Here is a 25,081-nt window from a genome sequence, read left to right on the forward strand (position 1 = left end):
CCTGATTTATCCCATTTAATCAACCCCAGCGCTCTATATTTGCAACATGAGAGAAAATAATTTAAAGGACATCAGGCTTTCAGATTACAATTATAACCTTCCAAAGGAGAAAATTGCAAAGTTCCCCTTAGAAGAGCGTAAACGCTCCAAATTATTAATATATAATGAAGGAAAAATTCAACACTCTCAATTTTATAATATTAAAGATCACTTACCTGAAAAGCCCAACTTATTTTTCAACGATACACGAGTAATTCCTGCTCGTTTGCATTTTAAAAAAGACACCGGAGCTCTAATTGAAATATTCTTATTAGAGCCCTATGCACCTACCACCGATGTAGCAGAAGCCATGTGGATTAAAGGCTCTTGCTCATGGAAATGTATGGTAGGCAATTATAAAAAATGGAAAGATGGCCAATCGCTATCGCAAGCACTGAATATTAATGGCAAGGAGGTATTACTCTCTGCGTCAATAGAAGATAGAGGCAATCAAATTATACAATTCAACTGGGAGTCTGATGACTGCTTTGTAGATGTAGTAGAGGCTTTAGGAAAAATACCCTTGCCTCCATATATTGATAGGGAGGTTTTAGAATCGGACAAAGAAAGGTACCAGACTGTTTATTCACATAACGAAGGCGCTGTAGCAGCGCCCACTGCCGGGCTTCATTTTAGTGATGACATACTCAAAGAGCTATCTTCGCAAGGCGCCCAATTAAACTATTTGACACTCCATGTTAGTGCAGGTACATTCCAACCTATAAAAGAAGAAAATGTATTGGAGCACCCCATGCATTCTGAACAGGTCGTAGTTACTTTAGAGAACGTGAGGTCGATTATTAACAATAGTAACGTTATACCAGTAGGTACTACTTCAATGCGCACGTTAGAAAGCCTCTACTGGTTTGGAGTAATGTTAAAGAACGACAACCAAGCAGCCTTCAAAATAGAAAAATTATATCCTTACCAGCATATTGAAACAGAATTACCCTCTACAGTGGAGGCATTCAAAAATATTGAAGAATATATGCTGAACAACCAACTGGAAAAAATTAGCGGCACTACCGAGATTTTCATTTTTCCTGGTTATACATTCCGGGTTTGCAAAGGAATAGTAACTAATTTTCACCTGCCTGGCTCAACGCTTATTTTATTAATTGCAGCCTTAATTGGAGAAGATTGGAGAAAAGTGTATCAGCAAGCACTAGACGAAAATTATCGTTTCCTAAGTTATGGAGATTCCTCTCTATTAATTCCATAAAAAAAGGTCTGCATAAATTGCAGACCTTTTTTTATGGAATTAAGTGATATCGCTTAATTGATAGTTCTACCGTGTTCATTTAAATCCACTAAAGTTAGCTCCACCCTTCTACTCTCTTCTTTAGATGAATGCTCATCTTTTGTTTCTCCGTAACCTTTAGCAATTATCCGTCTTCTTACCACCCCTTTTTGATTAATATAATCAAGAACAGTTATTGCTCTTTTATTTGACAGCTCTCTATTAAAATCAGTGTTACCCTCAGACGAAGCGTATCCAGCTATTTGCACTCCTAACTCGGGGTGCGCCTTGAGCAACTCTAATACGCCATTTAACTCATTATTATATTCCGGCTTCAAATTACTTTTGGCAGCATCAAAATATATCTTCACCACCTTTTTCAGTAATGATGGGTCATAACCGCCAGCCCTCTTATAATTCCTATTCTTTTGTTTTTCTGCTTCTTCAGTCACGTAAAAAGTAGGTAAGGAGAATATGGTTTTACCATCCACTTTCTTTTGTTCAAATTTACTTTCATCACTTTCGTCATAATAGTAAACTCTACTTGCCTTTTCAGTAATACCCTTACCTTCAAAATCCACATCCTCAATAGGGTTTTTCATATTGATAAGACTCACCAAATAATCTATCCCTTCTTGGTCATCGGCTGCAATTAAATCATTCATGAGATCGTACATGTCAATACTATCATTTTTAACAAGTGTAGCCTCATGGGTTTTTCTTATATCAGTCACCGCATCTTCATGAGTATCGTAAAAGGCATTTTTAACTTCTACCTCTTGTCCCACTACTACATCAAATTGTTTAATAGTATTTAACAAAATCTTTTGATACAACTCATAAAAATAAGTTTGCCCAGGTATATTGATATTTAATGTATAAGGTAAAAAACCTTGTGATTCAATGATCATATCATAGTTTTTCGCTGGGGGAAGAATAATTAGATAGTTACCTGTTTTAGGATCTGGCTGATACACAAAATCTAGTTTCTTCCCAGACTCTACATCAATAATGTAAATTGAAGTAGGCATAGGTTTACCGGTTTCCCCATCAAGGATTTTCCCCTTGATCATGGTTAAAGGAATATTGGCTTCTTCCTCAGGCATATCTATAGCATAAATATCCTGACCACCCTGGCCACCTTTTCTATCTGAAGAAAAATACCCTTTTCTTCCGTCTGCTGTTAGGGTAAAGTAATTATCATTAGCAGTTGTATTAATAGGGTAGCCCATATTTTCAGGCTCTGTCCAGTCATCATTAAAAAGTCTGGTTACAAAAATATCTCTGCCTCCCATGGTATTATGACCATCGGAAGTAAAAAACAACGTCCATTGATCAGGATGAATGAAAGGTGCATCTTCATTGTACTTAGTATTCACCTTAGGCCCCAAATTCACTGGGTATCCCCATTCTCCATTTGCCTCTTTGGTGGCTTTATATATATCTAGTCCACCATAACCTCCCGGCCTGTCACTAGCAAAGTAGATCGTTTTTCCATCTGGGGTAATACTTGCAGTAGTCTCTAAAGAGCGACTGTTGATTTTTGCCCCTAGGGTTGTGGGCTTAGACCATTCTTTGCCGGCTTTATCTATAGCGTATAAGTTACCAGTATTATTAGCACCCCCTATAAAAATGAGCATACGCTGACCATCCGCAGAAAGTCCCGCAGTACCTACGTTATAATCAGAAACTATAGAAATGGGCTCTGGCTGTGACCATACCCCTGAGTTATTATATGAAATATAAATTTCTTCAATGAATTTATCTCCAGAACGAGTTTTGCCTGTATTGGGTCGTAATGCCGTGAACGCCATTACACTTTCATCTGCAGAAACCACAGGGTTATACTCTGTATACTTTGAGTTAACCACAGAACCAAAGTTATAGATATGTATATTCTTGGGGCTGCTAATCATGATTAGCGCGTTATTGGCCACCTCTAAAGCATGATCAACCTCCGCTGAATTACCTCCTTTTAATGTTTTTTTATACTTCGAATACGATTCAATTGATTTTTCTACCTGCTCATTTTTTAAATAAGCGTTTCCTAAGTCAAAATATATCCTAGGAGGCAATTGGTCTACGCCCAATTTCACCGCTTTTTCAAAATAAGGTATCGCTTTTACTTGTTCTCCTATCTCAAAGTTATTTTCATAACTAACCGCTGTTCGATAATATACCAAAGGATCTTTAGTACCGGCTTCGATAACTTCAAGGTATAATGGCAGTGCCTGTTCGTAGTTTCTTATCTTAAAATACCTATCTGCATCAGATATTTTCTTGCTCACACTTTGAGCATTGGCTAGCTGACTGACACCGATTAAGGTTAAGCAAAAAATGGAAAAACAAATCAGTACAATTTTTCTTTTCATACTAAAAGAGTTATTAGATTATAGAGTTTCGGCTTGTTGAAAAGTGATTATTATAATTTACTGCAAATTTACAATAATTAACATGCATCTAGCCTTTATTACGTTGTAATAACAAATGGTAAACAGCACAGAACTTACGTATGCCAATTTAAAGTAAAGATTAAACTCAAAAAAACCTATATTAGTCAGAGCTTTAACTTAATATATTTGTAGTTTAATAGTAAGTAGTATTTTTTCTGCACTAATTATTTTTTAAGAATCCATGTTGGTGCCATGAGCAATACGCACTTCACAAAGTACCTTAAAAGCTCATAAACTGACGGATCTATTATTTATGACGCAAGATATAGATATTTTAATTGTTTATGCTTCCGCAGATAACCAAAAAACACTCTCTGGAAAAAACTGGGCAGAGGCGTTTAGCTTTATCCTTGAAAAATCTCTGTTTAAAATATTAGGCTACGCACCTACCATATTATTGCAATCCGAATATATTTATTACGCTGAAAAAATACAAAAATCTCCTAAAACCTTACTTACTATCATTTCAAAAGGATTTGCTAAATCGGTTGAATCTATGGAAATGATGCATCAAGTATTAAATTATAATAGCGCTAACCTTTCGGTGTTTAAAGTACTAAAAGAAGAGGTTAGCTTAGATGAACAACCACATGAACTTCACCACCTGCTCAGCTTCAATTTTTATAATGTAGATGCTGAAACTGGTGAAGCAGAAAGTTATAATGATTTTGACTCTCCAGAGAATCATGATGACATGTGGCTCAAGGCCACAAACCTCGCGTTTGAACTTGCCAAGCACTTAAGCTCAGTAGAGGAAAAGCAAAAAAAAGAACAAAAAACTATATACTTGGCAGAAACAAGCCATGAACTGACAATACAGCGCAACTTTATAAAAAGAGAATTAGAAAAAGGTGGTTTTAAAATACTCCCTAACCAGTCACTTCCTGAAGACATTAATGCCCTAAAGGAAATGGTTAAGGCAGATATAGAAAGTGCAGACCTTTCTATTCATCTCATTGGCAATAGTTATGGACATACGGTGCTGGGCTCTGATCGGTCTATTACTGACATTCAGCACCAACTAGCCACCGAAAAAAGCAACAAATTAGTTGAACGTAATAGTTACTCAAGGTTGATTTGGATTACTCCAAACATTGACACATCGCATGAAAAACAACTGGCTTTTGTTGAAAATATTAAAAGAGACCTTTCTAGTACCGAAGGTGCTGAAATTATAGAAGTCCCTCTAGAGGATTTTAGAAATATTATTAGAGAAGAGCTGATTAAAAAGCAGCCTTATTCAACATCAAAAGGTTTACATTTTCCTGATAAAACAAATGAAGTGAAGGCGATTTATTTCATTTCGGACCTTGCAGACCACATACAGGCTGATGCATTTAAAAACCATTTGAGTAAAGCCGGATACGAAATTTTATCATCTCCACTAACAGAAGACCTTTATACCAACAGAAAAAAGCATATTCAAAATCTGGTAAAATGCGATATCGCCATTATTTATAAAGGTACAGCCAGTAAAGAATGGGTTAAAATGAAATTGCTAGATATACTGAAAGCACCTGGCTTTGGTCGTAAATCCATCATACAACAAAAGATAATTCTATCGCACAGTAGCTACGAAGTGGATATTTTGCATTTACTCAATAGCCCTGTGCCTGTAATTCAAATTGATGCTGTAGAGGAAGCAATCGCTGAATTGCTAAAACTGCTGAAGCAATAGTTTATATATTATTGTATTCAATAGCTACGGAGTAAATTACCTCTCCATTATCACCTACATATTTAATCCTGAACTGGGTTCCGTCCTTCACCTCATCTACTGCTATACTATAAGCCTGATCGCCTAAACTTTGAGCTGCTATGATTTGGCTAACTTTCGTCCATCTATGAGAGTCTAACATTTGTTTTTCCACCACAAATACTCCCCTTCCTTCTCCGTTAGTAGTCCATGAAATACTATTATGGTCAGCATTAGTGGCAATAAATTTCAAGCGTGCTGCTGGTCTTATGGCATCAGGGTTAACTACCCTGGGTGTACATCCATCATAATAGGTGATTTTCACTACTACTGCTTCCCCTTGCTCCAGGTGCGAAAGATCAATCTTAAATGCTGATAACTTAGGATGATCCAACACTTTTTTATCATTAACAAATACTTCTTGGGTACAGAAACTCCCTACAGCCTGATGGTATGGGTTTTGAATATAAAGTGGTTTACCTTGATAAACACCGGAAACAACCAACTGTCCTGCAAAAAGACTTGCAGGAAACAAACAGAATAACAAAACAAATATTCTTAACATGAAAATAGCCTAAAACAATAATATTACAGTGTTCAGGCTATTTTTTTAAGGTCTACTCAAAGCGTAAAGACTCTATCGGATCAAGCTTAGCAGCTTTATTTGCCGGATAATAACCTGATATTAAACCAACTACCACACAAATAATAAGGCCTAAGATAATCCATAACCACGGCATTACAAACCCTTCTATACCTAATATGCCTGCAAAAAGATTTCCTATAGCTATTCCAAGTATTACACCAGCCACTCCCCCTAGCAGGCATACAACAATAGCCTCGATAATAAATTGCTGCCTTATGCGCAAAGGAGTTGCTCCTAACGCCTTTCTAACACCTACTTCTCTAGTGCGCTCCGTTACCGATACAAGCATGATATTCATAAGGGCAATGCATGCTCCTAGTAGAGTAATAAATCCTATTGAAAAACCAGCAATCCTAAGTATGCCGGTTATCTCTCCCATTTTTTCTGCCAAAGAGTCACTCCTATTAAGTTCAAATGAATTCTCGTCTCCTAATTTATCTTGGCGAATTTGCCTCATAAGACCAGTGGCCTCTCCCATTGCAAAATCCATCTCTGCGGTGTTACTAATACCAACTGTAAGGGTGTATTCTAATATACGATCAGAACCCAACCTATTGGCACTTATTAATGGCAATATCACCGAATTATCTGGGCCGTCTCCTCCTCCCATTTGCCCTTCTTCTTCCAATACCCCAACAATCTGAAATTTTCCACCTAGCATGCTAATTTCAGCATTTAAAGGGTCTGCATTATTCTTAAATAGTGTTTTAACTACATCAGGACCTACTATGGCCACATTGGTACCATATTGTAATTCAACAGTAGAAAACCCCCTACCTTTCTCAATATTAAGTCCCTTGAGGGTAATGTATTCAGCATTGGCACCTACTACCCACACATTAGGGTTGGTCTTCTCAGAGTTATGTTTGAGCTCAGCCGTACTGGTTACATCCGTTGATAAACTAATAGAAGAAGAATACTTATAGTTATCAATGAAGCGCAAGGCATCATCCAACTTCAACGATTCTGCTACTTTGTCTGCCTTTCCTTGTCTTCTACCTCCCCTATTCCTCTTACTATAAATATCAAAAGTATTCACCCCCAAGTCTGCCAGGCTATCTTTTACCGAAGCCTCGATACCATCAACAGCCGTAAGAATACCGACTAAACTCATAATACCAATAGCCACAATTAGAGCGGTAAGTATGGTTCTCAAAATATTTGAATTTACTGAGCGAAGTCCTTCTCGTATATTTTCTGACAGATCCATGAATAATAATTATTTGTGAAACTAATCTAATTAATAATATCGTTCTTAGAATTATAATTTACCTGATTAGTCGATAACCGTTTTTAATGGTTAAATAAAACGCTGAAATATTAAACTTAAAGTTGATATCTCTACCAGAGGCACATATTATAGTTTAATTTTGAAAATATACTTTGATACTTACAAAAAGTAAAACTAAAAATGAAGAGAATATTCTTTACACTTTTGGCCCTCTTCTTATTTTACCAAGCCCGTGCTAGTTATATATTCGTGCCTATGGATAATAACCAGTCGAACCATTTAAAGGCTTATGGTATAGCATACTGGGTACTTCAAAATGAAATAGATGTAGACTGGCTACTCAATTACAAAGGAGGTAGCTTTATGTTTAAATACTACCAGAAATTTGAAAATGAGCTGATCATACGTGGCGTAAGCTATGAAGTGATTTCCGATGCTCAATCTAACAATATCATTTCTGATATAGCCAGCCCATCTTCCAATATGGATGTGATGAAGCTCAATAAGTTTCCGAAAATTGCGGTATACAGCCCTAAAAGCAAACAGCCTTGGGATGATGCCGTAACTCTAGTACTCACTTATGCTGAAATACCCTATGATGTCATTTTTGATGACGAGGTATTAGAAGAGAAACTACCTGAATACGACTGGCTACACTTGCACCACGAAGATTTCACCGGTCAGTATGGTAAGTTTTATCGCTCCTTTAAAAATATGCCTTGGTACATAGAGCAACAAAAAGAGTTTGAAGAATCGGCCCGAAAACATGGGTTCAGCAAAGTGTCCAATTTAAAATTAGCTGTAGCAGAAAAAATCAGAGGCTTTGTTAGTGGTGGCGGATTTCTTTTCGCCATGTGCTCAGCTACAGATACTTATGATATAGCCTTAGCAGCTGCAGGCGTTGATATTGTAGACCGAATGTTTGATGGCGATGCGCCTGACCCTAATGCACAGAGCAAACTCAACTATGATAACACATTTGCATTTAAAGATTTTAAGATTTCGAGAAATCCTTATGAATATGAATTTTCTAACATTGATAATCAGCTCTCTGAAAGAGGACTAACTGAAGAAAATGATTATTTCAATCTTTTTGAGTTTAGTGCTAAATGGGATCCAATCCCTACCATGTTAACACAAGACCACACGAGGGTTATCAAAGGTTTTTACGGACAAACCACAGGCTACAAAAAGAAACTGGTAAAATCTGATGTAGTAATTATGGGTGAAAACAAAACCATTGGCGAAGTGAAATACATGCATGGCGTATATGGCAAAGGTTTCTGGACTTTCTATGGTGGGCATGATCCTGAAGATTACCAACATTTAGTAAATGAAGAACCTACCGATTTGAACTTACACCCTAATTCACCCGGCTATAGGTTAATACTTAATAACATACTGTTTCCTGCGGCTAAAAAGAAGAAACAAAAAACATAAAAAAAGCCCCGATAGTGAGTCTATCGGGGCTTTTTTAACTAATCATATTTTTAATGCATTCTATCACCTCTTACTTCCAGGTTTTTTACAATTTCAGCCTCAGCCTCTAATATCTCTCTCCACCTTTTCATTACTACCTCTTCAGGTAAGTAGCTTTTGGCTAGCTGAAGGAAATTCTTATAATGACCTGCCTCTGACACCATAAGTTCGTAATAGAATTTCTGCAATTCTTCATCTTCTATATATCTCCACAATAGCCTGAAACGCTCACAACTTCTGGCCTCAATCAAAGCATTAATCAATAACTTTTCTACCAACTGCTCTTCTCTACTTCCTCCTCGTTTTTCTATTTTTAGAAGTTGAGCTACATACTCATCTTTTCGCTGGGCCCCTAATTTAAACCCTCTCTTCTTCATCTCTAACAGCACACGCTCAAAGTGACTCCACTCTTCAGCAACCACAGGCGTAAGCATTTCAACTAACTCTTCCTTCTCGGGGTATTTCACTATTAGCGAAATACAAGAACTTGCAGCTTTTTGCTCACAAAAAGCATGATCTGTTAATATATCTCCTATGTTTTTTTCTGCAATATTCACCCACCTTGGGTCAGTAGGTAACTCCAGGCCCAAGACCTGTTTATCATCTTCATTAATCATAAAAAGACCAGTTAAAACCGAAATCTAATACCGTAGTTTGACCAGGGTAATATGGCGTAGCAAAGTACCCCGTACCGCGGATAATTTCAACAATATTATTATACTTCAAAAAGAATCTTCCCCTATTGATTTTGGCATTTAAAAATACATCTATTACAGGGTAAGCTGGCACCATGTATGTATCCTGAACATAGTACTGCATTATAGCCGGGTCATATCCCATGGCATAAAAATCAGATTTTATATGGCCATCAATACCCGTTTGCAATTCTAAGTTGCCATCAAAAAATATGTTGTGGTAAGAAAACTGTGCATTGCCAAGCCATTCTGGTACGCTTACAGCATCTGATGAACTACCCGTTACCTTTGCATAGATCACTTCTCCATTTATATTGAAATGCTTACCAAAGTCATAGCTCAATTTCAAATTTCCTTTATTAACGCTAATATCACCCGAGGCTTGGGTAGGAAGCACCGTTTGTTGCCCTTCTTCTACGTCATTATACTGCCTAAAATAGACATAATTGGTAAGCAAGTTATACTCTGCAGATGGTTGCAATCTAAATGGACCTAATTTAAAGTTTAGACCTGCTTTGGCCATTGTAGAAATAGGAGAATCAAAATCTTCATTCCAAATATCATGAGTACCTCGGTAAGCTCTGGTAATATAACCAGGTAAATACTTTACACTTTTGGCCTCAGCAAAAAACCATTTATTTCTAATTTCTCCTCCCAGCTTATATTCACCCCCTATTTTATATTCTCCATAAGCTTTTACATAACTGACCGAATCATTTCCAAAGCGTAAATCAAACCCCACGTAGTTTTCCAAATAGTCAGTATCAAATCCTAAGGAATCCTCTTCAATATATTTGTAATCGAGCTTAACATCTCTTGCCTTATAGTAAAAACTATAAAATCCTTTGCCTATATCTCCTTTTACGCCCAACTGATGCTGATTATAAATTAACTTAGTTCTATCCTTAACATTGAGCGTATCAATATCATAATCATCTCCTTCATAATCTCTACCTAAGGTAAAATCAAAAGGATGTAAAGAGGCTGACTCCTCTGAGAAGTCATCAAGGAATGTATTCTGCTGCTTGTATCTATCATACACATAAAATAACTCTAAGGCTTTATTTAGTTGATACTGCTGATAGATATGATAGTTTGTGCGAAGCTCATCTGTTTGCGCCTCAGACAAGCTAGTTCTCCTTGCATTTTCATCAAAATATAATTCCAAACTATCTCCTAAAGTGGTGTCGAACATCCCCCCATACTCATCAACTATATGGCGGTTTCTAATGAAATTAGCCAGCACCCTATATTTACCATTCTTAGTTTTATAGTGCGCATAGCCCGTGTAATATGTACCCTCCACGTTTCTATCTCCCCTTCTAGTTCTTAAAATTTGTTTGTCTATATACAACCCTCTAAAATCAAAACCAATACCAGAACGCGCATCTATATTTCTTGCATATGTAGCTTCAGTAATTGCTCTACCCTGACCTCCCCAAATTACGCCAAACTTGGAATATGGTGATTTGGTATCATAATACCTGATCTGATCTGGACCACGATAATATAAATCATAAACATTATAACCGGAAGAGGCTCCTATAGTATTAGGCAGCAACGGGTAGATAGGGTTAGCCGCTGTTCCAATATTACCTAGGTTTTGGTAAAGGTTATTCGCCTTTACCGTAAACTGATATTTATGCATATCAGTCACCAATGTATCTATAGTCCAATATTGAGGATTATTAAAACGAATATTTTCTTCAAAGGTATAACGAGTAGTAGTTGGCCCATAAACTTGTTTGGTGGTGTCATCCAGTATTTTAGAACCAATTCTATCTGTTGTTTCCTCCTCCTGAGGTATTTCTATTTGCGCATATGCTGAATACGACAAAACAGACAGTGTTAATAAAAAAAATATCTTTTTAAAGTGCACGCTCGATTTCAATGATAGCTTATGAATAAATACTCCAAATATACTAAAGCCATGGTTTTAATATATTGACTGCAAATAACGTAAAATTATCTGTCCTAGTACGACTAAATTTGAGCTAATTCGCTTCACCATGGCTTAATAGAAGATTACGAATACCTTGAAACAAAAGCCAAGCCAATTTTTTTCTACCATATAGAGTTATGCACGCCAACGTGGTCTGTTTATAACATAAATCAAGGAGTAAATCAATAAACACATCAGGCTGCTCTTAGGGCGTATAATGCCCACAGTTTTTTCATCACTTCATCCCTTACTGTAAAGTGCCTAAAATAGCGCTGTTAAACTCTTCTTCTCCTTTCAAAAATAATGTTTTGATTGGAATATAGAAAAATGGAATATCGATTCCCGACTCATCGATTAAAGGCTTTAGCTTAACCATATCTTTTTCTGTGGTTATAATGCACTTGTCGTTACCTTCTGCTACGCTGAACCGCTCTTTAATTAATTCAATATCCTTAAGAGAGTAGTCATGATGGTCTTTAAACTGATACTGCCCCACTAAATTATATCCTTTTTTTACTTGCTCCACCAACGAAGCCGGATTAGCTATACCTGTCACTAAAAACACATCAGGCTTCATGTTAGCATCTGTATTAATGCCTGTAGGCTTTTCGTAGCCTATGGCAGTAAAAGCAATAATGGCTTCACTATTATATTTACGAATGTTATCAATATAGTACTGATAATCTATTGACGCTGAAGGGCATTTGGTGATTACTATAATATCAGCCCTAGCGGCACCATTCCTATTTTCTCTCAATCGGCCTGCAGGCAATACATAATCATTAAAAAATGGTCGTGAATAATCCGTTAACAAAATATTTAAATTGGGTTTCACTGGCCTATGCTGGTAAGCATCATCAAGAATAATGGTGCTCAACTGAGGATGTTCCGCTAATATAAAAGGAATAGCCACCGCTCTCTCCTCTCCTACTGTTACAGGAATTTCCGGAAATTTCTGATGAATTTGATAAGGCTCATCACCAATAGTTTTGGGAGAATCATCATTATTGGCAATTCTAAAACCCTTAGTTTTACGACCATACCCCCTACTTAAAGTGGCTATACTTGTTTCGGGTGCCAAAAGCCTAATGATATACTCCACCATGGGTGTCTTACCTGTACCACCTACAGAAAGATTGCCCACAGAAATAACGTTAACATCAAACTCAAAAGAAGTTTTCCGCCCTGTATCATACATGAAATTTCTAAACTGGGTAACACCATCATACAAAACAGAAAAAGGATACAGAGCTAAAGTCGAGATTTTCATTAAATAACTTAGTAGAAGTACTATTATTGATTAAGTAATGTATCGTTTAACTTTGTTCATCAACATAAAACAAGCATCTCCAACTCATTTAGTAAGAGTTAATGGGCACGATACAATTACACAAATTTGAGTATTTATGACTAAAATAAAAGACATAGTAAAATATTTAGAAACTATTGCTCCACCAGCATATCAAGAAAGTTATGATAATTCGAGGCTGATTACCGGAGACATGGATATGGAAGTTACTGATACACTCATAACTCTTGATACTACAGAAGAAGTGGTAGAAGAGGCTATAGCCAAAAATTGTAACCTTATCATATCGCATCATCCCATTGTTTTTAAAGGACTAAAGTCTTTTACCGGTAAAAACTATGTAGAGCGCACAGTCATAAAAGCCATCAAAAACGACATTGCCATTTATGCTATACACACTAATTTAGACAGTGTACATAATGGCGTAAATAAAAAAATCGCAGACAAAATAGGCTTGAAGGAGACTAAAATTTTATCCCCAAAGGCAGCGCAACTGACCAAGCTTACCGCATTTATACCCAAAGAAAGCACAAATACTGTACTTGATGCATTGCATGCTGCCGGAGCAGGTAACATAGGTAACTACAGCAATTGCAGCTTTAAGGTAGAAGGCACAGGTACTTTTAAACCTAATGAATCGGCAGACCCACATATAGGAAGTGTAGGCAAGCAAGAAGAAGTGAAAGAAGATAGAATAGAAGTGATTTTCCCTTCTTATTTAGAAAGATCCATTCTCTCTGCTTTAAACCAGTCTCATCCATACGAAGAAGTAGCCTATTACTTGAGCCCACTCAATAATTACAATCAAGAAGTAGGTGCTGGCATGGTAGGGAAATTAAACGCGCCCATGGAATCTTTTGAGTTCTTAAAGTATTTAAAAGAATGTATGAACTTAAACTGTATCAGACATACTGCACCCACTGGCAAAATGATTGAAAAAGTGGGTATATGCGGTGGATCAGGTAGTTTCTTATTGCAGGCTGCTATTGGTGCCCGTGCCGATATTTATATAACGGCAGACTTCAAATATCATGAGTTTTTTGATGCGGAAGATAAAATAATGATAGCAGACATCGGACACTATGAAAGCGAGGTTTATACAAAAGATTTGATTAGTGAGTTTTTAAGTAAAAAATTTACTAGCTTTGGGCACAATTTATCAGAAATTGTAACAAATCCAATCAGTTACTTATAGATTACATGGAAAATACAAGTGTTGCACAAAAACTAGAGGCTCTCGTAAAATTACAATCCATTGACTCAAAACTTGACGAATTAAAGAAATTAAGAGGAGATTTACCTGACGAAGTTCAGGATTTGGAAGATGAGATAGAAGGTTATAAAACAAGATCTAAGCGTTTTAATGCTGAACTTGAAGATTTAGAACAGTCTATCAAAGACAATAAAAACGGAATTAAAGAAGCTGAAAAGTTAATCGCAAAGTACTCTGAGCAACAAAACAATGTTCGCAACAACAGAGAGTATGATGCCATCACGAAAGAAATAGAACTTCAGGAGTTAGAAATTCAAATTCTTGAAAAGAAAACAAAAGAAGCTCACGTAAGTATAGACAGAAAGAAAGAGGATATTCAAAACATTGAAGAAACGATTTCTGAGCGTACTGCAGACCTTGAGAATAAGCAACAAGAACTAAAAGAAATTTTAGAAGACAGTCAGGACGAGGAGCAAAAGTTATTAAATGATAGAGAAAAAGCTGAGAAGAAAATAGAGCCTAAGCTTTTCAAATATTATGAAAAACTAAGAGCCAACCTATCTAACGGATTAGCTGTAGTAACTGTACGTAGAGGAGCAGCAGAAGGATGTAACATTGTTATACCTCCACAAAAAATTGCTGAAATTCGTGAGAAAAAGAAAATTGTTATCGATGAGCATTCTGGAAGAATTCTTGCCGATGTAGACATGGAATCTTTGGAAGAAGAAAAACCAAAGAGAACAACAAGAAGAAAGAAAAAAGCATAATTTTGGCTTTAATCACATACATTTTTTTAAGAAAAAAGGTAAGCTTTACAGCTTACCTTTTTTTATTTTTCATCCCTTCGGCTTCTTACGCTCAATGGCAGTTTACACCCCAGCACCTTACTGCTTACAAAGAAATTACATCTCTTAGACTCGGCAGAGCTGAAGTAGCCATCAATGAATTATCAGACTCTCCGGCTACACTTTACCTCACTAATTTAAAAGAAGCGTTAGAAGTAATTATTACAGACGACCCTTCCTTAAATGACAGTTACTTAGAAGCCTCCGAAAACGCCTACAACAGCATCAGTAACTATGAGGGCGATAGTCCATACAAAAACTATTACTTAGCTGAAATAAAACTTAGAACAGCCTTCATCCATTTGAAATCAGGAAACGAAACTAGTGCAGGGTGGAGCTTTAGAAAAGCCTATAAGCTACTAGAGGCAAACAAAAAAAATTATCCTGACTTTATCCCCACCTATAAAACACTGGGAGCTCTGCACATAATTCTAGGTGCCGTGCCCGAAAAACATCAATGGCTAATACATTTATTCGGTATGGATGGGGATATTGCCAAGGGGCTTAATGAACTAGAGAAGGTTGCTGAATCAGAAAATTTATTCCGTAAAGAAAGCATCATCATTACGGCCTTGCTCAACGGGTATTTACTTAACAAAGACCTAGCTGCCATTACCAGTTTTGAGAAAATCTTTAACCAAAATAAAAATGACATGCTTATAAGCTACCTATACATGTCACTATACTTAAAAGCTGCTATGGGCCAAGAAGCCTTAAAAATTTATGATCATATAAAAGGGCTAATGGCTCAGGAATATACCACTATCCCATTTACACACTATTTTGCAGGAGAAGTATATCTTCAAAAAGGGGCTTACGAGTCCGCCATTACAGAATATGAAAACTTTATAGATAATTACAAAGGAAGCAATTTTGTTAAAGATGCTTATTACAAAATTTTTCTCGCTTATTGGCTAGACAGCAACACTACCAAGGCTGAGCAAATACATGACAAAGCAAAGACAAAGGGCTCTATAATAGTTGAAGCGGATAAAAATGCAGACAAAATGCTTCAGCTAGCAGATTACCCTAATGCGCACATAATGAAGATTAGGCTAGCAACTGACGGTGGTTTTTATGACGAGGCCAATCATCTGCTACATGAAGAATTCACCCCAAAAAACACAGAAGAAAAGGCTGAATATAGCTACAGAAAAGCCAGACTTTTTCATAAAACAGGAAAAATCAATTCCGCTATAATTTTTTACCTTTCTACAATAGAAAAGGCCAAAGATAGCAATTGGTATTTTGCTCCTAACTCATGCCTGCAACTTGGATACATTTATGAAGCCCTGGGAGATAAGTCCAAAGCTATCAAATACTACAACAAAGTCTTGAAGTATAAAAACCATCAATACAAAAACAGCCTTGACAACAAAGCAGAGGCTGCACTCAATAGGCTCAATTAAAATTGATATCCCTTAAAGTGATCCGTGTCATTGAAATTTTCAATGGTAAACATGCTGCCTGTGTAGTTCAATTTATACAAACAAAGGTTAGAGTGCTCAAACTGATCCATACATTTCAAATGATAGTTGAGCATCAGACAAAGAAAAACACGCATAGCACGCCCATGCATACAGATTAAAATCGTTTCCTCGTCTTCCTGCTTCAATATGTGCTCCAAGGCCACTTTTTGTCTATCACACACATCTTGCGGGCTCTCCCCTCCTTCTATTTTTAAAGTAACATCACCTTGTTGCCACGCTTCTATCACCGAGTAATAGTAGGCATCTTCCTCAGGTGTTATCTTCATCCCCTCTCTAGTACCCCAATTGATTTCGTTCAATCCACTGAGTTTTTCATGAGGATAACCTAAATCTAAAAATCTTTGCACTGACTGTATGCTTCTTTGCAATGTAGAGGTATATACCTTATCGAAATGAAGCCCCTTATAAGCCTCAAAAAAAAGCTCTGCTTGTTTCTCCCCCGTATTGTTAAGTGGTGCATCTATACCACTTCCCTGCACTATTCCATTAAGGTTATAATCTGTTTGACCGTGACGGACTAAATATATTTTTTTGCTTTTCAATTTGTCTGTATTTTTGGAATCAAAATTAACCCTTTTTTATCGATTCATATGATTAATCCTAAAATAACCGTAGCGGACCTTAATAACTCTAATAAGAATACGCTCATGGAACATTTAGGAATCGAGTACGTAGAAATAGGCAGTAATTACGTAAAAGCCAGAATGCCAGTAGATCACAGACACCATCAACCCCTAGGTTTATTACATGGCGGGGCAAGTGTAGTGTTAGCTGAAACATTGGGCAGTGTAGCGGCCAATTTGGTAGTTGATTCATCTAAATATTACTGTGTGGGGCTAGATATAAATGCCAACCACATAAAGAGTGTTAGAAGCGGAAGTGTATTTGGTGTAACCTCTCCTATTCATATAGGGAAGAAAACACAAGTTTGGGAAATAAAGATATCTACCGAACACGATGAAATAGTTTGTGTTAGTAGATTAACAGTGGCGGTTATAGAGAAGAAAAGTTAGTATTTTGATAATAAACGAAAAGATAAAAAAACAATCGGCAGCCGAAGTCATTACAGCTGCCATAAAATATTGTAAAAACGAAGGGGCTTCTATCGCCATATGGAAGCACCCCGAACAAAAGGCCATACAGCTGTTAGTAGATTTTGATTCTCCTACAGAAATAGGCACCGATGTAAGTCAAGGTAAAGTCTCAGGGTTTATTTTTTCTCCTTTCGATAGTGACAACCGCTCTTTACTGATCAAAAATGACTTACACATTAACCTGAGCAGTTATCAAATAACTCAGAAAGACGGACTTGCTAACAGCGAACGAACTGATCACTTTTTAAATGCGCTTAGTAGCGCTGCAGAAGCTACTGTAGATGCAAAAAAACACGAGGAGATAGAAATAATCAAAGATCAGGAGCAAGATCAAAAGTTTAAAAACTTAGTTGAACTTTCAGTAAAAGCCATTAAAAATGGTGAATTTCTTAAAGTTGTTCCTTCTCGAAATAAAAAGATTAAACTACCCGCTCATTTCAACATAGGGTTAAACTTTGTGAAGCTATTCAATGCATATCCTGCAGCGTTTACTTCGCTGGTATTTACTCCTGAAACTGATGTGTGGATGGGTGTAACACCTGAACTACTGATTAGTGAAGAAGGCAATATATTTAAAACGGTAGCCTTGGCAGGCACTCAAAAATATAACCCCGAAGTACCACTTTCAGATGTAGCCTGGACACAAAAAGAGATAGAAGAACAAGCACTGGTGTGCCGCTATATTGTTAATTGTTTCAAAAAGATAAGACTCAGAGATTATACAGAAGTAGGCCCTAAAACAATTATTGCAGGTAATCTGCTTCATTTAAAAAATGAATATACTGTAGACATGGAAGCTACAGGTTTTCCTATGTTAGGAGAAACCATGCTAAAATTACTTCATCCTACCTCTGCTATCTGTGGTATGCCTTTGGAGAAAGCCACAGCCTTCTTGAAAGAAAATGAGCATTACGACAGAAAGTATTTTGCCGGTTATTTAGGCCCTGTTAACTTATTTAATAACACCTCTTTATTTGTTAACTTAAGGTGCATGAACATAAAAGATAATGAGGCGAAGCTCTTCGCAGGAGCAGGAGTTACTGCAGATTCTATACCTCAAAGAGAGTGGGAAGAAACTGAGATAAAAATGAACACACTATTAAATATTATTAAGTGAACCTCCAGCCCATTTACGATATAGCAGAGCTATGTAGTCAAAAAGGGATTACAAATGCCATACTCTCCCCAGGTTCGCGCTGCGCACCCATTACAGTAGGCTTTGCCAGGCACCCTAAAATGAAATGCAGATCTATTCCTGATGAAAGATCGGCTGCGTTTATAGGGTTAGGTTTAGCTCAGAAATCAAAGCAAGCCACAGCGCTGGTATGCACTTCTGGCTCAGCAGCCTACAACTATGCCCCCGCAGTAGCAGAGGCATTTTTTCAAAATATTCCGTTATTAATTATTACTGCAGACAGGCCTCCTGAATGGATTGACCAACTAGATGGCCAAACGATAAGACAGCAAAGCATTTACGGAAAACACGTAAAACATAGCTTTGACTTACCCGTTGATATGTCTCATAAAGATGCCGAGTGGCATGCTTACAGGACCATCAACGAAGCCATCAATATGGCACAGGCACAACCGCAAGGCCCTGTTCACCTCAACATACCTATCCGTGAGCCCTTCTACCTACAGGAAGGTGAGGAAATAAACTATACTGAAGGTATAAAAAACATCACAACGCAAGCAGGGACTCCTCAGGTAACACTTGGTATGCTTGAAGACATCAGTACCTCATTTAAAAATTTCAGAAGAATTCTTATTGTTGGTGGCCAACAAGACAATAGTCCTGAATATCACCAACCTCTTCAAAAGCTCATCAATAGAAAAATACCTGTAGTGGGTGATATCATTTCCAATTTGCATCCTGTAGATGAAGTGATAAAACATGCAGATGTGTTTTTAGGTCAGGATAAAGGCGGACTTCATGAAAGCATGCAGCCAGATTTACTAATTACCTTCGGTAAATCTACCATTTCCAAAAACCTAAAACTATTGCTAAGAAAGCTTAAACCTCAAGAGCATTGGCATATACAGCCTAATGGTTACGTGGCAGATACATATCAAAGCTTAACAAAAGTAATAAAAGCAGAGCCCGCTAGCTTTTTAAACAAGCTGGCAAACATTGACTTTGAACCTGCCTTTGACAATCAGAAGCAAGAGAACTTTTATTACATATGGCAAATTGAAGAACGTAAAAGTGCTCGTTTATTAGATAGCTTTTTCCCAAATACAACATGGGGAGAATTTGAAAGTATAAAGGAAGCGATAACTGCTTTGCCATCTGGTAGTGCCCTCCACTTAGCCAATAGTATGGCCGTTCGTTATGCTAATTTCATAGGCATTTCAGACCCGTCTATCGAAGTATTCGCTAATAGAGGCACTAGTGGAATAGACGGTAGCAATAGCACTGCCGTAGGTCACGCTATGGCCAACCCTAATCAATTAAACACACTTATAACAGGAGACTTGGCTTTCTTCTACGATAGAAATGCCTTTTGGCATAACTACCCCCTTCCCAACCTAAGAATAGTACTACTAAACAATCATGCGGGTGGGATTTTTAGAATAATCAATGGACCAAGTAAGCTGCCAGAGCTAGAAAATTATTTCGAAACTAAACAAAGTTTAAATGCTCAAAGTCTGGCAAAAGAGTTTGATTTTGAATATTTATTGTGTGACAAAAAAAGTAAGCTTCACAATTATTTAAAAGACTTTTACGAGCCTTCTACCACAGCAAAAATACTAGAGATAGAAAGCGATAGCGCTACTAATGCGCAAATTTTAAAAGAATTTAAGAATACATACAGAGATATAAAATAGAATACAATGGCTGAAAAAAGAAATTGGGAAACCATAAAAAGCTTTAAAGACATTAAGTTCGAGTTCTTTGAAGGCATAGCAAAAATAACCATTAATCGTCCTGAAGTATATAATGCTTTCCGTCCGGAAACCAATATGGAGATGATTGAAGCAATGGACATTTGCCGAGAAAGACAAGACATTGGTGTTGTTCTACTTACTGGTGAAGGAGACAAAGCATTTTGTTCTGGTGGAGATCAAAATGTAAAAGGTGTAGGTGGTTATGTAGGTGAAGATGGAGTGCCTCGTTTGAACGTGTTAGACCTTCATAAAAGAATTAGAGAACTGCCTAAGCCTGTAATAGCATGTGTAAATGGATATGCCATTGGAGGTGGACACGTATTACACGTGGTTTGTGACTTAACTATAGCATCAGACAATGCACGCTTTGGCCAAACAGGACCTAAAGTAGGTAGTTTTGATGCAGGTTTCGGTTCTTCTTACTTGGCTCGCCACGTAGGTCAAAAGAAAGCCAGAGAAATTTGGTTCTTATGCAAGCAATACACTGCAAAAGAAGCTGAAGACATGGGCATGGTAAACACTGTAGTGCCATTAGAGGACCTAGAAGATACTGCCGTAGAGTGGAGTAAAATGATATTAAAGCGCAGTCCTATGGCTATAAGAATGCTAAAAAGAGGGCTTAATGCAGAGCTTGATGGCCAGAGAGGATTGATGGAATTCGCAGGTGATGCTACCATGATGTTCTATCTCATGGAAGAAGCACAAGAAGGTAAAAACGCATTTTTAGAAAAAAGAGATCCGGACTTCCAGCAGTTTCCTAAGTTCCCTTGATAAAAGATAACTACCTCTTGAAACATTTTTCTATGAGGTATTGGAGGTGGTAATTAATTTAAAGCATGAAAAAATTTGTGCTCACATTAATTATCACCTCTTCTATTTTTGGTTGCAAAGTATTTGAAAAAGGAAAAAAAAAGAAGCGGAAGATTCTATAAAAGATAAGCCTACTCAATACCAAAAAATCATTAAAGAAGCCTCCTCTTTTGATGAAGGCTTATTTAAAATATACAGAAAGGAAGAAAAGCTTTACTTCGAAATTCCAGACAGCTTACTTAACAGAGATATGCTGTTAGTAAGCCGAATATCCAAAACCAGCCCTAATATTAGAAACGGCTATTATAATGCCGGTACCAAAGTAGCTGAGCAAGTCATCAAATGGCAAAAGCATTATAATAAAATACTCATCAAATCATATGCATATGATGCTGTGGCTAATGACTCTCTCCCTATAAGTCAATCTGTAGTATCTAATAACTATGCTCCTACCCTTCACAGTTTTGAGATAAAAGCGTATAACGCAGACAGTTCTTCATTAATCATCGATGCCTCAACCTTATTTTCAAAAGATATCATTAGTATAAGTGGGCTAGATATAAGTTTACGCAAACAATATAGTATCAGTAGACTAGACAGAGACCGTAGTTTCATTGAATCAGCCCACAGCTACCCATTCAACATTGAGGTAAAGCACGAAATGACCTACGAGGCTAAAAATGCGCCCTCTAATCAGTCTTCAGGCACTATCAGCTTAGTAATGAGTCAGTCAATGGTATTACTCCCCAAAAAACCTATGCAACCCCGCTATTATGATGAGCGTGTAGGCTGGATTACTACCAGCACCATAGATTATGGTAGTGAAGCCCTCAAGTCTGACAAAAAAACGTTTATTAAGCGCTGGAGGTTAGTACCCAAAGACCCCGAAGCATATGCAAAAGGCGAACTTGTAGAACCCGTAAAACCAATTGTATATTACCTAGACCCAGCCACCCCTGAAAAGTGGAGAAAGTATTTTATAGAGGGAATAGAAAGCTGGCAAAAATGCTTTGAGACAGCAGGTTTCAAAAACGCCATCATAGCAAAAATGCCCCCTTCAAAAGAAGAAGACCCTGATTTCAGCCCTGAAGACATCAGATATAATATAGTAAGGTATGTGGCCAGCACTACTAGAAATGCAATAGGCCCTAGCACCTCAGACCCCAGATCTGGTGAAATTATAGAAAGCGACATCATCTGGTATCATAACCACCTGAGGTCATACAGAAACAGGTATTTAATAGAAACTGGTGCTGCTAACGAAAACGCTCGCAGTCTTGATACACCAGAAGAAGAGATTGGAGAAATGATGAGAATGGTAATAGCCCATGAAATTGGTCATGCTTTAGGTCTACCTCATAATATGAAAGCCAGCTCAGCTTACCCAGTAGATTCTCTGCGATCTGCTAAATTCACTAATAAATACGGTATAGCAGCTACTATCATGGATTATGCCCGATACAACTATGTAGCTCAGCCCGGTGACGAAGGAGTCCGTTTCATAAGAAAAATTGGGCCTTATGATCATTATGCCATCAACTGGGGCTATAGAGTTATTAATAACGCTAAGACCCCGGAAGAGGAAAAACCCACACTCAATGAATGGATAATTGAAAAAGCAGATAACCCCATCTACCAATTTGGAGATGGTTATGGACGGTTTGACCCTAATTCTCAAACTGAAAATATAGGTAATGACCCTGTAAAAGCTAGCCAATATGGGCTATCAAACTTAAAAATTGTAGCTAAGCATCTACCCGAATGGACATTGGCTCCACACGAAAATTACGATGACCTTAAAGAAATATATGGCGAACTGTTAGGTGTATGGAGCCGGTATATGGGGCATGTAGAAAGAAATATTGGTGGTGTTTACGAAACTCTAAAAAACACTGATCAGAAAGGTGCTATCTACCAACCCGTGTCAAAGGAAGATCAAAAAAGGGCTATGAATTTCATGATTAATGAGGGCTTTACTACACCTGAATGGCTATTAAACAAAGCCATTTTAGATAAGATAGAGCCTGCAGGCAGCATAGAAAGAATCAAAAACTTACAGGGGGCTCAGTTGAAAAACCTCATGAATCCGAAAGTGATCATGAGACTGTTAGAGCACGAGGCTTTTAACAAAAAAAATGCATATTCTGCTATCGAAATGTTCAATGACTTAGAAAAAGGAATATGGAAAGAGCTGTATAATAATCAATCTATAGATGTGTATAGAAGAGCTTTGCAAAAGGTATACGTAGTAAGACTTGAATATTTATATAACGGAGGGAATAATGGCAGTTCAGACAAATATAAATATACCTCAATTAGCGCAACAGAAACAGATATTCGTTCAATAGCTCGCGGAAAATTATTAGATTTAAAAAGTAAAATCCAAAGAAGTAATATATCAGACAGGCTGACCACATACCACCTGAACGACATACTTGCGAGGATCGACCTTATACTAAATCCTAAATAACAAGTGATGTTTGAAGAAAGAGAAATTTATAGAGCCATAGGTGAACTGGCCTACATAATAGCAAAAGCAGGTGATGGCTTAAAACTTGAAGAAAAAAAAGCCTTTTTTAAAATAGCAGAAGAAGAACTGAATTATAACGCTTGGGCTGCTGAAAGCCGATTTGAGATATTAGATGAGAAAATTCATCCTACTCTAGAGCATGGTTATAATGATGCCATTCATGAGTTTAAAGCATATAAACAACATTTAACACCAGAGCTCAAAGAAAAAACTATTAAAATACTAACTATTGTATCTGAGGTATTTGGAAAATCAGAAATTAAAGAGTTTATAATAGACAGACTTAAAAAGGATTTGAAAAATCTGTAATTACAACATAAAAGATAAAGCCAAAGGCCACAAATTGTGGCCTTTTTTATTATTAAACGCACACAGTCAGTAATTTTGACACATGACTAAAATTTCAGTATTCACCTCCTCTGCCACTTTTGACATTCACCACCTCCCTGAAAAACTAGCCTCCTTTAACAATTTTGAAAGGACTAGCATTGAGTTCATAAAATCCTGGCTGAATGGGCAAGAATCATTTACTATACAAACCTCTGGTTCCACGGGTACTCCAAAAAATATAGTCAATACGCGGGCTCAAATGCTAGCAAGCGCCAACTTCACCATGGAAGCCCTTCAATTACCTTCTAATGCCAAGGCTCTTGTATGCCTAGACACTCAATATGTAGCAGGAAAAATGATGCTGGTAAGAGCCTTAGAACATGGTTTGGATATTATCCTAAAAACACCACAAAGCAACCCTCTACTCCACTTACCTCACCAACCAGACTTTGCTGCACTGGTGCCATTGCAGGTAGAAGAAGGCCTTAATAACCCTGAGTCAGCCGAGGTTATGAACAAACTAAAGGCACTTATTATTGGTGGAGCTCCTGCTAACCATAGTATTATTGAAAGACTACAGGCAATGGATGTAAATGCCTATAGCACCTATGGAATGACCGAAACAGTATCTCATATTGCTTTGAAAAAATTAAACGGCCGTAATAAAAGTGAATACTACAAAGCGTTTCCTGAGGTAAAACTGGGGCAAGATGCTCGTGGCTGCCTAACCATACAATCTATATTGTGTAAAAATGAATTAATAACTACTAATGATCTTGTGCGCTTAGTAGGTGATCATACTTTTGAATGGCAAGGAAGAATTGATAATGTTATCAACTCTGGTGGCATAAAAGTGCAAAGTGAAAAAGTAGAAAAGGTGATAGAACAATTATTTTTTAAACACAATATTAATAGTCGGTTTTTCGTGGCAGGCATACCTGATTCAAAGTTAGGACATAAGGTGTCACTCTTGGTTGAAAGCACTGAACCTGTAATAAAACAAGAAGACCTGAAAAGACATTTATCATCTTTTCTAACAAAGTACGAAATACCTAAATCAGTATATTACCTCCCAGAATTTATAGAAACTGCCACAGGTAAAGTGAATAGACCTAAAAACGTTGATTCAATCATCAAAAAATAAAATGTT

Annotated in this window: 20 protein-coding genes; 13 read left to right on the plus strand and 7 right to left on the minus strand. The window is 37.1% G+C overall.

The window, feature by feature from the left end; genetic code table 11:
- Positions 1 to 46: 46 nt before the first annotated feature.
- Positions 47 to 1,261 carry an S-adenosylmethionine:tRNA ribosyltransferase-isomerase gene (locus ACXACQ_RS20015; protein WP_474977767.1) on the plus strand — a complete coding sequence of 405 codons (1,215 nt, stop codon included), beginning with the start codon at positions 47 to 49 and terminating at the stop codon, positions 1,259 to 1,261.
- A gap of 53 nt (positions 1,262 to 1,314) precedes the next feature.
- On the opposite strand, the gene ACXACQ_RS20020 is transcribed toward ACXACQ_RS20015, so the two are convergent.
- Entirely contained in the window at positions 1,315 to 3,651 is a 2,337-nt protein-coding gene (locus ACXACQ_RS20020) for an OmpA family protein (RefSeq protein WP_474977768.1), read from the minus strand.
- Between the two features lie 334 nt (positions 3,652 to 3,985).
- Between ACXACQ_RS20020 and ACXACQ_RS20025 the strand changes: the two genes are divergently transcribed.
- On the plus strand, positions 3,986 to 5,410 hold the full coding sequence (locus ACXACQ_RS20025; RefSeq protein ID WP_474977769.1) for a hypothetical protein: 1,425 nt from the start codon (positions 3,986 to 3,988) through the stop codon (positions 5,408 to 5,410).
- A 1-nt stretch (position 5,411) separates the two neighbouring features.
- Here the strand turns inward: ACXACQ_RS20025 and ACXACQ_RS20030 are convergent, their stop codons facing one another.
- Both ACXACQ_RS20030 and ACXACQ_RS20035 read right to left on the minus strand, forming a co-directional pair.
- A complete protein-coding gene (locus ACXACQ_RS20030; RefSeq protein WP_474977770.1) occupies positions 5,412 to 5,993 on the minus strand; it encodes a hypothetical protein in 582 nt (193 codons plus the stop codon).
- Positions 5,994 to 6,045: 52 nt separating this feature from the next.
- On the minus strand, positions 6,046 to 7,284 hold the full coding sequence (locus tag ACXACQ_RS20035; RefSeq protein WP_474977771.1) for an ABC transporter permease: 1,239 nt from the start codon (positions 7,282 to 7,284) through the stop codon (positions 6,046 to 6,048).
- Positions 7,285 to 7,485: 201 nt separating this feature from the next.
- Between ACXACQ_RS20035 and ACXACQ_RS20040 the strand changes: the two genes are divergently transcribed.
- Complete coding sequence (locus tag ACXACQ_RS20040; RefSeq protein WP_474977772.1) at positions 7,486 to 8,745, plus strand: asparagine synthetase B; 1,260 nt, start codon at positions 7,486 to 7,488, stop codon at positions 8,743 to 8,745.
- A 50-nt stretch (positions 8,746 to 8,795) separates the two neighbouring features.
- Here ACXACQ_RS20040 and ACXACQ_RS20045 read toward each other — a convergent pair whose 3' ends face one another.
- The 3 genes from ACXACQ_RS20045 to lpxK form a co-directional block, all read right to left on the minus strand.
- The gene (locus tag ACXACQ_RS20045; RefSeq protein ID WP_474977773.1) at positions 8,796 to 9,401 is read right to left on the minus strand and encodes a MiaE family protein; all 606 of its coding nucleotides are present in this window, start codon (positions 9,399 to 9,401) and stop codon (positions 8,796 to 8,798) included.
- Positions 9,394 to 11,316, minus strand: coding sequence for a putative porin (locus tag ACXACQ_RS20050; RefSeq protein WP_474977774.1), 1,923 nt, complete (start codon positions 11,314 to 11,316; stop codon positions 9,394 to 9,396). The genes ACXACQ_RS20045 and ACXACQ_RS20050 overlap by 8 nt, the downstream gene beginning before the upstream one ends.
- Positions 11,317 to 11,668: 352 nt before the next feature.
- Positions 11,669 to 12,691 carry a tetraacyldisaccharide 4'-kinase gene (gene lpxK, locus ACXACQ_RS20055; protein WP_474977775.1) on the minus strand — a complete coding sequence of 341 codons (1,023 nt, stop codon included), beginning with the start codon at positions 12,689 to 12,691 and terminating at the stop codon, positions 11,669 to 11,671.
- 136 nt (positions 12,692 to 12,827) lie between these two features.
- Between lpxK and ACXACQ_RS20060 the strand changes: the two genes are divergently transcribed.
- Genes ACXACQ_RS20060 through ACXACQ_RS20070 form a run of 3 tightly spaced genes read left to right on the plus strand, consistent with a single transcriptional unit; the run spans position 12,828 to position 16,197 of the window.
- Positions 12,828 to 13,925: a Nif3-like dinuclear metal center hexameric protein gene (locus tag ACXACQ_RS20060; protein ID WP_474977776.1), complete on the plus strand. Its 1,098-nt coding sequence runs from the start codon at positions 12,828 to 12,830 to the stop codon at positions 13,923 to 13,925.
- Positions 13,926 to 13,930: 5 nt separating this feature from the next.
- Positions 13,931 to 14,710, plus strand: a complete 780-nt coding sequence (locus ACXACQ_RS20065) for a zinc ribbon domain-containing protein (RefSeq protein WP_474977777.1) — start codon at positions 13,931 to 13,933, stop codon at positions 14,708 to 14,710.
- 2 nt (positions 14,711 to 14,712) lie between these two features.
- Positions 14,713 to 16,197, plus strand: coding sequence for a tetratricopeptide repeat protein (locus ACXACQ_RS20070; RefSeq protein ID WP_474977778.1), 1,485 nt, complete (start codon positions 14,713 to 14,715; stop codon positions 16,195 to 16,197).
- Here ACXACQ_RS20070 and ACXACQ_RS20075 read toward each other — a convergent pair.
- A complete protein-coding gene (locus ACXACQ_RS20075; protein ID WP_474977779.1) occupies positions 16,194 to 16,820 on the minus strand; it encodes a histidine phosphatase family protein in 627 nt (208 codons plus the stop codon). The genes ACXACQ_RS20070 and ACXACQ_RS20075 overlap by 4 nt on opposite strands.
- Positions 16,821 to 16,868: 48 nt before the next feature.
- Between ACXACQ_RS20075 and ACXACQ_RS20080 the strand changes: the two genes are divergently transcribed.
- The 7 genes from ACXACQ_RS20080 to ACXACQ_RS20110 all read left to right on the plus strand — a co-directional run bounded on the left by ACXACQ_RS20080 (position 16,869) and on the right by ACXACQ_RS20110 (position 25,075).
- The gene (locus ACXACQ_RS20080; protein ID WP_474977780.1) at positions 16,869 to 17,291 is read left to right on the plus strand and encodes a hotdog fold thioesterase; all 423 of its coding nucleotides are present in this window, start codon (positions 16,869 to 16,871) and stop codon (positions 17,289 to 17,291) included.
- A 4-nt stretch (positions 17,292 to 17,295) separates the two neighbouring features.
- Complete coding sequence (locus ACXACQ_RS20085) at positions 17,296 to 18,489, plus strand: chorismate-binding protein (RefSeq protein WP_474977781.1); 1,194 nt, start codon at positions 17,296 to 17,298, stop codon at positions 18,487 to 18,489.
- Entirely contained in the window at positions 18,486 to 20,201 is a 1,716-nt protein-coding gene (gene menD, locus ACXACQ_RS20090) for a 2-succinyl-5-enolpyruvyl-6-hydroxy-3-cyclohexene-1-carboxylic-acid synthase (protein WP_474977782.1), read from the plus strand. Before ACXACQ_RS20085 ends, menD begins: the two co-directional genes overlap by 4 nt.
- 6 nt (positions 20,202 to 20,207) lie before the next feature.
- Positions 20,208 to 21,032, plus strand: coding sequence for a 1,4-dihydroxy-2-naphthoyl-CoA synthase (menB, locus tag ACXACQ_RS20095; RefSeq protein WP_474977783.1), 825 nt, complete (start codon positions 20,208 to 20,210; stop codon positions 21,030 to 21,032).
- Positions 21,033 to 21,189: 157 nt separating this feature from the next.
- Positions 21,190 to 23,541, plus strand: a complete 2,352-nt coding sequence (locus ACXACQ_RS20100) for a zinc-dependent metalloprotease (RefSeq protein WP_474978494.1) — start codon at positions 21,190 to 21,192, stop codon at positions 23,539 to 23,541.
- Between the two features lie 6 nt (positions 23,542 to 23,547).
- Complete coding sequence (locus ACXACQ_RS20105) at positions 23,548 to 23,910, plus strand: hypothetical protein (protein WP_474977784.1); 363 nt, start codon at positions 23,548 to 23,550, stop codon at positions 23,908 to 23,910.
- An 82-nt stretch (positions 23,911 to 23,992) separates the two neighbouring features.
- The gene (locus ACXACQ_RS20110) at positions 23,993 to 25,075 is read left to right on the plus strand and encodes an AMP-binding protein (protein WP_474977785.1); all 1,083 of its coding nucleotides are present in this window, start codon (positions 23,993 to 23,995) and stop codon (positions 25,073 to 25,075) included.
- The last annotated feature ends 6 nt before the right edge of the window (positions 25,076 to 25,081 follow it).

The organism is Fulvivirga sp. AWR4_260, assembly GCF_056158185.1.

Excerpts from the sequence above, each read along its gene's own strand:
- menB (WP_474977783.1), top strand. The coding sequence starts at position 20,208 with ATGGCTGAAAAAAGAAATTGGGAAACCATAAAAAGCTTTAAAGACATT.
- ACXACQ_RS20040 (WP_474977772.1), top strand. The coding sequence starts at position 7,486 with ATGAAGAGAATATTCTTTACACTTTTGGCCCTCTTCTTATTTTACCAA.
- lpxK (WP_474977775.1), bottom strand. The coding sequence starts at position 12,691 with ATGAAAATCTCGACTTTAGCTCTGTATCCTTTTTCTGTTTTGTATGAT.
- ACXACQ_RS20045 (WP_474977773.1), bottom strand. The coding sequence starts at position 9,401 with ATGATTAATGAAGATGATAAACAGGTCTTGGGCCTGGAGTTACCTACT.
- ACXACQ_RS20035 (WP_474977771.1), bottom strand. The coding sequence starts at position 7,284 with ATGGATCTGTCAGAAAATATACGAGAAGGACTTCGCTCAGTAAATTCA.
- ACXACQ_RS20080 (WP_474977780.1), top strand. The coding sequence starts at position 16,869 with ATGATTAATCCTAAAATAACCGTAGCGGACCTTAATAACTCTAATAAG.
- ACXACQ_RS20060 (WP_474977776.1), top strand. The coding sequence starts at position 12,828 with ATGACTAAAATAAAAGACATAGTAAAATATTTAGAAACTATTGCTCCA.
- ACXACQ_RS20110 (WP_474977785.1), top strand. The coding sequence starts at position 23,993 with ATGACTAAAATTTCAGTATTCACCTCCTCTGCCACTTTTGACATTCAC.
- ACXACQ_RS20020 (WP_474977768.1), bottom strand. The coding sequence starts at position 3,651 with ATGAAAAGAAAAATTGTACTGATTTGTTTTTCCATTTTTTGCTTAACC.
- ACXACQ_RS20025 (WP_474977769.1), top strand. The coding sequence starts at position 3,986 with ATGACGCAAGATATAGATATTTTAATTGTTTATGCTTCCGCAGATAAC.
- ACXACQ_RS20015 (WP_474977767.1), top strand. The coding sequence starts at position 47 with ATGAGAGAAAATAATTTAAAGGACATCAGGCTTTCAGATTACAATTAT.
- ACXACQ_RS20030 (WP_474977770.1), bottom strand. The coding sequence starts at position 5,993 with ATGTTAAGAATATTTGTTTTGTTATTCTGTTTGTTTCCTGCAAGTCTT.
- ACXACQ_RS20105 (WP_474977784.1), top strand. The coding sequence starts at position 23,548 with ATGTTTGAAGAAAGAGAAATTTATAGAGCCATAGGTGAACTGGCCTAC.
- ACXACQ_RS20065 (WP_474977777.1), top strand. The coding sequence starts at position 13,931 with ATGGAAAATACAAGTGTTGCACAAAAACTAGAGGCTCTCGTAAAATTA.